5 protein-coding genes and 1 pseudogene are annotated in these 11,092 nt (G+C 70.6%); 2 read left to right on the plus strand and 4 right to left on the minus strand.

Translation table 11 applies throughout. From position 1 onward, the window contains the following. From QSJ59_RS24140 to QSJ59_RS24410, 3 genes and pseudogenes are all read right to left on the minus strand, one after another. A partial coding sequence (locus tag QSJ59_RS24140) for a type I polyketide synthase (RefSeq protein ID WP_285762074.1) occupies positions 1–2,742 on the minus strand: 2,742 nt, incomplete at its 3' end. A gap of 49 nt (positions 2,743–2,791) precedes the next feature. Next, the gene (locus QSJ59_RS24145; RefSeq protein WP_285762075.1) at positions 2,792–5,047 is read right to left on the minus strand and encodes a helix-turn-helix transcriptional regulator; all 2,256 of its coding nucleotides are present in this window, start codon (positions 5,045–5,047) and stop codon (positions 2,792–2,794) included. Between the two features lie 3 nt (positions 5,048–5,050). Beyond that, positions 5,051–5,833: pseudogene (locus QSJ59_RS24410) on the minus strand (AAA family ATPase); the annotation flags it as partial. A gap of 288 nt (positions 5,834–6,121) precedes the next feature. Between QSJ59_RS24410 and QSJ59_RS24150 the strand changes: the two are divergent. After that, entirely contained in the window at positions 6,122–7,003 is an 882-nt protein-coding gene (locus tag QSJ59_RS24150; protein ID WP_285762076.1) for a radical SAM/SPASM domain-containing protein, read from the plus strand. 14 nt (positions 7,004–7,017) lie between these two features. Then, entirely contained in the window at positions 7,018–8,154 is a 1,137-nt protein-coding gene (locus QSJ59_RS24155) for a methyltransferase domain-containing protein (RefSeq protein WP_285762077.1), read from the plus strand. 72 nt (positions 8,155–8,226) lie between these two features. Here the strand turns inward: QSJ59_RS24155 and QSJ59_RS24160 are convergent, their stop codons facing one another. Then, a complete protein-coding gene (locus QSJ59_RS24160; RefSeq protein ID WP_285762078.1) occupies positions 8,227–11,007 on the minus strand; it encodes a KR domain-containing protein in 2,781 nt (926 codons plus the stop codon). Positions 11,008–11,092 lie beyond the last annotated feature (85 nt).

Below are 11,092 nucleotides of genomic sequence, written 5' to 3' on the forward strand. Positions count from 1 at the left end.
CCAGTAGCGGTTGTGTTGGAAGGCGTACGTAGGCAGAACCACACCCCCACCCCCACCCACCAACGGACCCCAATCCACATCCACCCCACCCACAAACAACCCACCCAACCCCCTCACCAACGACCCAACCTCACCCCCACCCTCACCACCACCACCTTCACCACCACCGCCCAACAACGACACCACACCCACACCACCCACACCCCCCAACACCTCCCCCACCAACCCCGACAACACCCCACCCGGACCCACCTCAACAAACGACCGAACCCCCGCCCCAAACAACGACCTCACACAATCCCCAAACCGCACCCGAGCAACCACCTGCTCCACCCAATAACCCGCACCACACCACCCCTCACCCACCAACCCACCCGACACATTCCCCACCACACCAACCCGCGGCACCCCATACGAAACCCCCTCCAACACCTCCCGAAACTCACCCAACACCGGCTCCATCAACCCCGAATGAAACCCATGACTCACCCGCAACCGCCGCCACCGCACCCCACGCCCCGCAAACACCTCCACCACCCCAAAAACCGCACCCTCCTCCCCCGACACCACCACCGACGAATCACCATTAACCGCCGCCACCCACACCCCCGAAACCCCCGCAACCACCTCCTCCACCTCAGCCTCCGACACCCCCAACGCCACCATCACCCCACCCGAAGGCAACCCCTCCATCAACCGACCCCGCGCAGACACCACCCGCACCGCATCACCCAACGACCACACACCCGCCACATGAGCAGCCGCCAACTCCCCCACCGAATGCCCACCAACAAACCCCGCCCGCACCCCAAACGACTCAAGAAGCCGAAACAACGCCACCTCAACCGCAAACAACCCCGCCTGCGCAAACACCGTCCGATCCAACAACCCCCCATCCCCACCAAAAACCACATCCCTCAACGGAACACCCAACACCCCCCCAAACTCCCCACACACCTCATCAAAAACCCCCGCAAACACCGGAAAACGCTCATACAACCCCCGCCCCATCCCCAACCGCTGCGACCCCTGACCCGAAAACACCACACCAACAGAACCCCCGACAAAAGACCCCGTCACCAGATTTGGCGCCGACTCCCCACGCGCACACGCCGCCAACCCCGCAACCGCCTCCTCCCGATCAGCGGCCACCACCACCGCCCGATCCCGCAAAGACGCACGCGACGTGGCCAGTGCGTGGCCAACGTCCGCAAGAGCCGGAGTCGGCTGCTGCTCCAGGTGGGAGGCGAGGCGGTCGGCCTGCGCACGGAGTCCGTCGGTTCCGTGTCCGGAGAGCACGAGCGGGAGCACGGTGGTGGTCGGGGCGTCCTGGGGACCCGCCGCAACGGCGGTGGGTACCGGGTCGCCCTGTTCGAGGACGAGGTGGGCGTTGGTCCCGCTCACCCCGAACGACGACACCCCCGCCCGCCTGGGACGCCCCGTGTCCGGCCAGTCGCGCTGCTCGACCAGAAGCTCCACCGCCCCCGCCGACCAATCCACGTGCGGTGAGGGTTCGTCGACGTGCAGAGTGCGGGGCAGGACCCCCTCGCGCATGGCCATGACGGCCTTGATCACCCCGCCCACCCCGGCAGCCCCCTGGGCATGACCGATATTGGACTTCAACGACCCCAACAACAACGGCAAGGACGGATCACGGTCCTGGCCATAGGTCGCCAACAACGCCTGCGCCTCGATCGGATCCCCAAGACGCGTCCCCGTCCCATGCGCCTCCACCACATCCACCTCAGCAGCAGACAAACCCGCATCCGCCAACGCCGCACGAATCACCCGCTCCTGCGACGGACCATTAGGCGCCGTCAACCCATTGGACGCACCATCCTGATTCACCGCACTCCCACGCACCACACCCAACACCCGATGCCCGCTCTTCAACGCCCGCGACAACGGCTCGAGGAGCAGCACCCCCACTCCCTCTCCCCAGCCGGTGCCGTCGGCCGCGGCCGCGAACGCCTTCGACCGCCCGTCCGGGGACAGCGCACGCTGCCGGGAGAACTCCACGAAGACCCCTGGCAGCGGCATGATGGTGGCGCCGCCGGCCAGGGCCATGGAGCACTCACCCCGACGCAACGCCTGCGCCGCCAGATGAATCGCCACCGACGAGGAAGAGCAGGCGGTGTCCACGCTGACGGCCGGGCCCTCCAGGCCCAGCGTGTAGGCCACCCGACCCGACGCCACACTCCCGGCGCTGCCGACCGAGAGGAATCCTTCGAACTCTTCGGCGACGCGCTGGCGAAACGCGTAGGTCTGGTAGACCACCCCGGTGTAGACGCCGACGTCGCTGCCCTTCAACGACGACGGGTCGATCCCGGCGTGCTCCACCGCCTCCCACGAGGTCTCCAACAGCAACCGCTGCTGGGGGTCCATCGTCACCGCCTCGCGCGGCGAGATCCCGAAGAACCCCGCGTCGAAGAGATCGGCGTCGTGCAGGAAGCCTCCTTCCCGCGTGTACGAAGTGCCCAGGCGATCGGGATCGGGATCGTAAAGGCCGTCCAGGTCCCATCCCCGGTTGGTGGGAAACCCCGAGATGGCGTCCGTGTTCTGTGACACCAGTCGCCACAGGTCCTCCGGGGACGCCACACCCCCCGGGAACCGACACCCCATCCCCACGATCGCGATCGGCTCCGTGGCCAGGGACTCTAGTTCAGTCACCCGCTGCCGTGTCTGGTGGAGATCGGCGGTGACCCACTTCAGGTAGTCGACAAGGGTGTCTTTGTCGGTCATGCCGACCGGCCTCTTCTCGTTGGGGTGGCGCCCGCACAGCCCAATGGGCTCATGCCGTGCGCGCCAGATCGGCGTGGAGTTCGGTTGGGAGGTCCCTGCGGTCCTGGACGTCGAGCTTGCGGTAGACCCGGGTGAGGTGCTGCTCCACCGTGCTGGGGGTGACGAAGAGCTTCCCGGCGATCTCCCGGTTGGTGTAACCCACGACGGCGAGAGCGGCGACACGGCGTTCCGATCCGGTGAGGGAGTCGATCCCTGCCGAGCTCTTGGCGGTCGGCACCGTGCGGCTGAGGGAATCGGAGTCGGGGAACGCTCCCAAACAGTGCGGCGAGGCGCCGCACACCTTTGCCAGGTGCCAGGCCCTGCGTGCCATCATTCGCGCGTGTTTGCGCTGGCCCAGTGCGTGGTGGGCGCAACCCAGGTCTGCGACCGATCGGGCGAGCTCGAAGCGATCCCCTTGGTCCTCGAAGATGTCCACGGCCTCGGTGAGCAGTTGCGGCCGGCGTTCGGGCGCGCTGACCGCCGCCAGGAGCCGTAGCGACAGGCCGCGGGCGTGGCAGTCGGCGGCGTCCAGACGGGTGAGCTGCTCGTGGACGAGCCGTCGGGCCTGGTGCGGGTTGCCCAGGCACAGCCACGCCTCGGCCGCCCCGATCCGCCAGGGCACGAGGCCGGGCAGGTCGATTCCCCAGCCGCGCATCAGGTCGCCGCAGGCCAGGAAGTCGGCGAGACCGGCATGGCCGCGGTCCGCCGCCAGGTGGTGCTGCCCGCGAGCGTAGAGGTAGTGCAGGCCGTAACGGTTGCAAAAGAGCGCCTCGGGCACCGGCCGGGCCACCAGCGCCGCGGCGGCGGTGTGGTCGCCCATCCGGCTCAGGGCAAGGATGAGCGCCCCCAGTGGGAGCCCGACGGTTGTTCCCCACCCGTGCGGAGGCAACCGCGTCAGTGCTGTGCGTGCGTGGTCGGCGGCGGTGCGCAGGTCGCCCTCATGCAGGGCGGCCTGCGCACGGGCTGCGTGCAGGACGGCCCGGCGGGTCGGAGCGCGGCCTTCGTCCGCGGCCAGCAGCCGGTCGAGGCCGGCGGTGGCGACCTGGACGGTATCCGCGCACAGCAGGACCGGGAGGGCCAACAACACGGACTCGACGGACCAGGTGTTGGCGCGAGCGTCCTCGGCCTCGCGCAGGACCGCCTCTGCCCGGTCGACGGTGGTACGGGGGCGACCACGGCGCAATGGTTCGGCGATCGCGGCCGCCATTGGCAGCCAGGGGTCGGCCTCGGGCGGGGTCGGGGTGGCGCGCTCCGTCGAGGGGGCGGGGGTGTGCGGACCGTTGCCGAGGGGAGGATGAGCGAACGTCAGCCATCCTTCGAGGTCACGGAGCTTGGCGGCATCGCGTTCGTCGTACGTCGACGCCTGGCCGCGCAGGTGGGCGAGCGCCGCAGCGGCCTCTGCCGTGCGGCCGTGCCAGAGGAATTGGCGGACCAGTTCGACACTGTCATAGGGCTGGAGTCGACCGGCCCGTAGTTCAATGCCCAACGGGGCGAGGTACCGGACCGTGGCTGCTGGATCGACCTGCCATCCGGCCCGGACGAGCCCGGCTGTGGCGGCAGCGACGGAGGCGTCGGAATCGGCACGCGAGCGGTCGGCGGCCTCCAGGCAGGCGAGGGCTCGGACGGCGTCGCCGTCGGCCGCAGCCTGGTCGGCCGCCTCCGCCAGCACCGCAGCGCCCCACGGGGGTGGTGGGGTGTCGGCCTGAACCAGATGTCGGGCGGTCTCCTCGGCGGGGGCGCCCCGGGCGTGCAGCAGGCGTGCGGCCCTGGTGTGCAGCTCGGCCCGGGCTCTCTGCGGAAGGTCGGCGAGAACGGCGGCACGGGCCTCGTCATGGCGGAACCGTCGGCCGGCGAGGAGTCCCGCAGCGGTCATGGCCTCGACGATGGGTGCGCCGGGACCGGGACCGGCGAGTTCGCCCGGGTCCACGGCCTCGGCTCCGGTATCGAGCACGGCCAGTGCTCGGCCGATGTCGAGCATTCGGGGACCACCGCGGTGCAGGCAGCGCAGCACGGCATGGCGGTAGTGCTCGCCGGTGTTGCTTGCCTGGTCGTCGATGAGGGCGTGCAGGAGCCGGGGGTTGCCGCCGCTGGCGGTGACGAGAGCGGAAGCGGTGGTGGCACCGAGTCGTGCAGCCGCCAGCTCCCCGACCGCCTGGGAGGACAGCAGCGGCAACAGAATGCTGCCGCAATGGGGCTGTTGACGAAATTCGGAGTACACCGGGGAGAGGCCGGGCATTGTCCGCGCGACTTCGGTAATGACCACCATGGCGCGCGTCGACCGAAGTCGACGAACACAATAGAGGAGGCAGCGCATTGATGCCTCGTCGGAATGATGTGCGTCGTCGACAATTAGGACAAGAGGATTGTCGTCGGAAATCCCGAGGAGGACAAGAAATATTCCATGGAAAATTCGCGCCATTTCCGGTCCGACCGAATCGGGGTCTGCACCGGCCAGGGAGGCACCGTCGTCCAGGAGCCGGGCCACACGACTTCTCAGCGGACCGGAAAGCGCCTTGTCGTGCAGCAACTGACTGAGTGCACTCAAGGGGAGCGCTCGTTCCATGGGAGAGCAGTCCGTGGTCAGAACGCGCGCACCGCGGTAGCGCGCGTGCTCGGCGAACACCCGGGCCAGTTCCGTGCGCCCGCAGCCGACCGGGGCGCCGATAAGGACACCACGCCCTTTTCCGGCCTCGCAATCAGCAAGCGACCGGTCCAGGAAAGCTACGTGCCCATCTCTTTCGAGAAGCACCTTAATCTCCCGCCGAAAAACCGCACTGAAATACCAAATCGTCGGTCGCCCACCAGCATACGGATCGGCCCACCACTGAAAAGAGTGCAATTCCCATCCGCCATCCACCAAACGACCACCGGGCGCCCATTCCTTCGGCCGGGTCCGGGGCAGCGGCCCTGATGGGGACCCCACTGGGAGATGCCCGGGGAAAGTCGCAGGAGGCGGCGGTGCCCAACGGCGCTGCCCGGACGATCGACCGGGTCGACCGGCTCTCGCACCGTGTGGGCCGCGCAACGGGAACCCGTGGCCGCAATCAGCCATTTCCCCTGACAGTGCACGCTCTCCGGGTTACGGTCGAACCATCCGCACACAAGACTCGGGCAGACCTTGGCGAACAACGGCGGACGGCCGTCCGGCACGACTGCGCGACTACCGTGCCCGGGCGACGGAAGCAAGGACGGCCGACCGGCAGAGTGCCTGTTGAGGTGTTCCCCGCGCACGCGGGGATGACGGGAGCCTGCTCGGTGTCGGCGGGGAAGATCTGTCCCGAGGCCGTCCCGGTCGTCCTTGTCGGGTGGGCATTCGTTACGCACTGCTCGGAGAAGTTCTGTGACGGCTCGACCCCCTCGTTTCCTGGCCCTCGACATCACCCGCAAGTGCCAGCTGAGCTGCGGGCACTGCTACAACCGCTCGGGCCCCGGACTGGGGCACGGCGAAATGCTGACCGTGGACTGGATGGTTGTGCTCGACCAGGCTGCGGACCTGGGGGTGCACACCGTCCAGTTCATCGGAGGGGAACCCACGAGCCATCCCGGCTTCCGGTCGCTCGTCCGGTACGCGGTCGACCAGGGACTGCACGTCGAGGTGTACTCCAACCTCGTGCACGTCGCCTCCGAGCTGTGGCCCCTCTACGGGTGCGGCCGCGTGTCCCTGGCGACCTCCTACTACTCCCCCGACCCCAGGGAGCACGCCGCGATCACCGGTCGCCCCGCGGTGCACTCCCGGACCCGCGCGAACATCGCCGAGGCGGTGCGCCGGGACATCCCGATCCGGGTGGGCCTGGTGAACGTGCTCCCCGGCCAGAAAACGGAGCAGGCGCGTGCCGAACTGGTCTCCCTCGGTGTACCCGAGAAGAAGATCCGCACCGATCGGGTCCGCGCCTTCGGGCGGGCCGCGCAGCCGCCCGCGGACGGACCCGCCCTCGGCGAACTGTGCGGCAGGTGCGGGGACTCCGCAGCCGCGGTCCTGCCGTCCGGGGACGTCGTCCCGTGCGTGATGGCGGCGTGGATGACCGCGGGCAACGTCCGCGAACGGGGGCTCCACGACATCCTGGCCGGGCCGCGGATGGCCGGGCACCGTGCTGCGATCGCGGGACGGAACGCGCCGCGCACCGGATGGTGCGCCCCTGACGACAGCTGTCCCCCGCAGGACTCCAACGACTGCGATCCGCAGAATCAGCCGGCCGATTACTGCGACCCCGACCTCCCGTAGAAGAAAAGGACAGCATGGATTGGCAGCAACGGGCATCCCTGCTCGCCGACCGGATCGCCCCGCCCGGCTCTCCGTGGCGACAGGCCGTCCTGGCCACGCCGCGGCACAGGTTCGTCCCGAACTGGTGGGGCCCCACCGCCGAAGGGTGGGAGCTGCACGCCGGGGCCGGGGCGCCAAAATCGTGGCTGGAACACGCCTACGCCGACCGCAGCGTCGTCACCCGGGTCGGGTCGGTGCACGCCGACCACGCCGACGCCGCGGAGCGCCCCGACGGTGCGGCCACGTCGTCGGCGACGCTGCCCAGCCTGGTCGTGCGGATGTACGACCTCGCCCTTATCGGGTCGGGCATGGACGTCCTGGACGTGGCCACCGGTTCCGGATACGGTGCGGCGCTGCTGGCCACACGGTTCGGCAGCAGGCAGGTGACCACGATCGACGTGGACCCCTACCTGGTCGAGGCCGCGGCTCGGCGCCTGGCCGACGCGGGGCTGCACCCGGAGGCGGTCGTGTGCGACGCGACCCGACGCCTCCCCGGCCGCTACGACCGGATCGTGTCGATGGTGGGGATGCCCACCATCCCGGAGTCGTGGGTGAGCGCGCTGCGGACCGGCGGGCGACTGGTCACCACTCTCGCGGGAACGACGATGCTCATCACCGCCACCAAGCACGACGACGGGCGGTTGTACGGCCGGGTGGAATGGGAGCGGGCCGGGTTCATGGCGGCGCGGTCCGGACCGGACTACCCACCCGTGGCAGCGGCGTTCGAGGCCGCGCTCTCCCGTCCGGGCGAGGACATCGGCGCGGGCCGCTACCCGGTCCTCAACGTCAAGGAGGCGTGGGACGTGTACTCGATGCTGGAGGTGGAATGCCCGGGGATCGTCCACCGGTACCGGGAGGACGACGGTGTGCGGACCGCGCTCATGGTGCACGCGGACGGGTCGTGGGCCCGCGCCCGCGCACCCGGCTCCGAAACGGCCGAAGTCCATCAGGGCGGACCGCGGCGGTTGTGGGACCTCCTCGACGGGGTGCGTGACTACTGGGTGGAGCACGGCGAACTCCCGCTGCGCGGCGCGCGGGTCATCGTGCCGGCGACCGGTGGGCTCCGCCTGCTGAGGGGCGCGTGGCGCGCACGGATCCCCGCCGACGGCTGAGCCGGCCCGTGGCCGGGACACGGAAAGCCCCCACCGCGCTGCACGACAGGCGAAGCGGTGGGAGCAGTACGCTCAGCGCGAGGAGCGGCCGAGCTGGTCGTCGATGAATGCCAGAACCTCCGAAGCGCTGGCCTCCCGGATCTTCTCCGCGACGTCGACGGTGTCCGCATCGGTCCGCACGTTCTCCTCCTGCCCCCAGTCGGCGAGCAGGGCGCGCAAACGTCCGGCGACCGCGTCACGGGTCCGGCGGTCGGGGCCGAGTCCGCGGAGGGTCGTCTCCAACCGGTCCAGTTCGGCCAGGGCCGAGGTGTCGGCCTGCGGGTTTCCCGCTCCGAACCGTTCCCGCAACGTCCCGGCGAGGTGGGCGGGGGTGGGATGGTCGAAGAGCAGCGTCGCGGGGAGTCGCAGCCCGGTGGCCGCGCCGAGGCGGTTGCGCAGCTCGATCGCCGTCAGCGAGTCGAACCCCACCTCCTTGAACGCGAGGTCCGCGCCCACGGCCGCGCCCCCGGCGTACCCGAGGACCGCGGCTGCCTGGTCGCGCACCAGGTCGAGCAGGACACGATGCTGGTCGGCCTCGGCCATCCCGGCCAGGCGCACGGCGAGCGAGTCGTCCCGGACAGCGGCGTTCTCCGCGTCGCGCTGCCTCGGCCGGACGAGCCCCCGCAGCAGCGGGTGCACGACGTCCTCGACGGCTCCGGCGCGACGGCCGGTCAGGTCGGGGCGAAGCGCCACCAACAGCGTCTCGTCGGTGCGCAGAGCGGCGTCCAGTACCCCGGTACCCTCCTGGTCCGACAAAGCGCGCGGCGCCCCCGGGGCCGGGACCGCGTCGCCGCCCCGTACGCCCTTCCACGGACCGAGCCCGACAGCGACCGCCGGCAGTCCGACGGCCCGTCGCCGCTGGACCACTGCGGTCAGGAAGGCGTCGGCGGGCGCCCACCCACCGTCCGGCTCCGTGAGGAGCCGCTCCGCCGGGACGCAGAGCACGAATGCCCCGAGACCTGCCTCACGGGTCAGTTCGTCCAGGTGAAGCGCCGCGCGCACTCGCGCGGGACGTATCGTTTCCTTCTCCTTCCCCTCGTCTGCGGTGACCGGTTCCATCGCGTGCAGTACGGCGGTCAGCGGACGGTCGGAAGGGACCTGCGCGAGCAGAGCCGCCAGCGCGGTTCGGTCGGCAGGATCGCACGCGGCGAGTTCGAGAGTGGTTCCGGACGCGGCGAGATCGGCGGCGAGTTCCCGGACCTGGCCCGGGTCGGTACCGGGACCCGTCACCAGGAGCAGGGTGGCCACACCGTGGGCAGCCGCGAGATGGCGGGCGACGGTACCGCCCAGTCCCGCTGGATCGCCGGCGACGAGCACCGTCCCGGTGAGGGCGGTCCCGGTCGACGCATCGGCAACCGGGGGTTCGGCCAGGCGGGCCAGCCGGGGCGCGAGCACCTGCCCCGCGCGCACGGCGACCCGGGGCTCGGCCAGTTCCGGCAGGGTGGGGAGTAGCGACCACGAGGCGTCCTCGTCGTCGATGTCCACCAGGAGAACCCGTCCCGGGCCGTTTGCCGAATGCGCGCGGACGAGTTCGCCCACAGCGGCGGCAACCGGGTCCACGGGCTCGCTGCCACCGCGGGTGACCGCGGCCCCCCGGGTCAGCACCAGCATCGGAGGGGACGCCTGCGGCGTCGCGGGTCCATCGACGCTCGGCGGCACGTCGAGACGGGCGATCAGGTCCCGGGCAAGCTCCTCGGGCTCCCCGAAACGCTGTCCGGTGGCCTCTCCCGGGACCGTGATGGCTCCTTCGGCGAGGAGGACGACCGGCGCCGTCCCGGACCGCAGGGCGGTGCGGGCAGCGTCGGCGCCGGGTGCGGGGGCCGTTGTCGGCGCACCGTTTCCGAGCGGCAGGATGACCGGTGTCCAGTCCAGGCGGAACAGGGTGTCGTGCAGTGGGGTACGTGCCGCTCGCAACCGGTCGGGGGCGAGTTCCCTGAACGCCAGGGACCGCACCGCGAGGACCGGGGCCCCCGCGGTGTCGGCGGCCTGGAGGGCGACGCCGCCGTCGGGGCCGGGCGCCACCCGTACCCGCAACCGGGCCGCGCCACCGGCGTACGCGGCGACACCACTCCACGCGAAGGGCACCAGGATCCGATCGGGGAACGGCTGCGAACCCTGTTCGGCGAGAAGACCGGCGACTCGCACTGCATCGGTCAGCAGTGCGGAGTGCGCGGCTGCGGGCGCTTGGGGGCTCGGCTCCAGCTCCACCTCGGCGAACAGTTCGTCCCCGCGCCGCCACAGCGTGCGCAGCCCTTCGGGGGCCTGCCCCGGTGCCCACCGCACCTCGGGTCGGGCGACCGGCTCCGCCGCTGGGGGCGGCCACTGTGCGAAATCGAACCCGGGGTCGGCGGCCGTGGCGGTGAGGAATCCGGTGGCGTGGAAGGTCCATGGGAGGTCGTCGGCCCCCTCGGCGCGGGTGTGCACCTCGACCGTGCGGCGGCCGGAGTCGTCGGGGCCGCTCACGGAGACGTGCAGCACGAGCGCTCCCCTGGTCGGCAGTACCAGGGGTTCCTCGATGACCAGATCGTCCAGGGTTCCGTAGCCGGTACGCTCCCCGACTCGGATGAGCGCCTCGACGAGGGCGGCCTCCGCGAATACGGGCGGTACCTCCTGCGCGCCCGGTGCGGGTGCGGCCACCGCGGGGAGGCGTCCGGTGCAGCGGAAACCGTCGGTCTCGGGCAGGTGGACGACCGCACCGAGCAGGGGATGATCGGCACTGGTCAGACCGAGGGCGACCGCTGCGTCGCCGGTGGCGCCGGTGGGCAGGTCCAACCAGTAGCGGTTGTGTTGGAAGGCGTACGTAGGCAGAACCACACCCCCACCCCCACCCACCAACGGACCCCAATCCACATCCACCCCACCCACAAACAACCCACCCAACCCCCTCACCAACGACCCA

It is taken from the genome of Nocardiopsis ansamitocini, from assembly GCF_030268225.1.
GTDB classification, from domain to species: domain Bacteria; phylum Actinomycetota; class Actinomycetes; order Streptosporangiales; family Streptosporangiaceae; genus Nocardiopsis_D; species Nocardiopsis_D ansamitocini.

What these genes read in the sequence shown, in the direction of transcription:
- QSJ59_RS24145 (WP_285762075.1), bottom strand. Translation starts at nt 5,047, where the DNA reads ATGGTGGTCATTACCGAAGTCGCGCGGACAATGCCCGGCCTCTCCCCG.
- QSJ59_RS24155 (WP_285762077.1), top strand. Translation starts at nt 7,018, where the DNA reads ATGGATTGGCAGCAACGGGCATCCCTGCTCGCCGACCGGATCGCCCCG.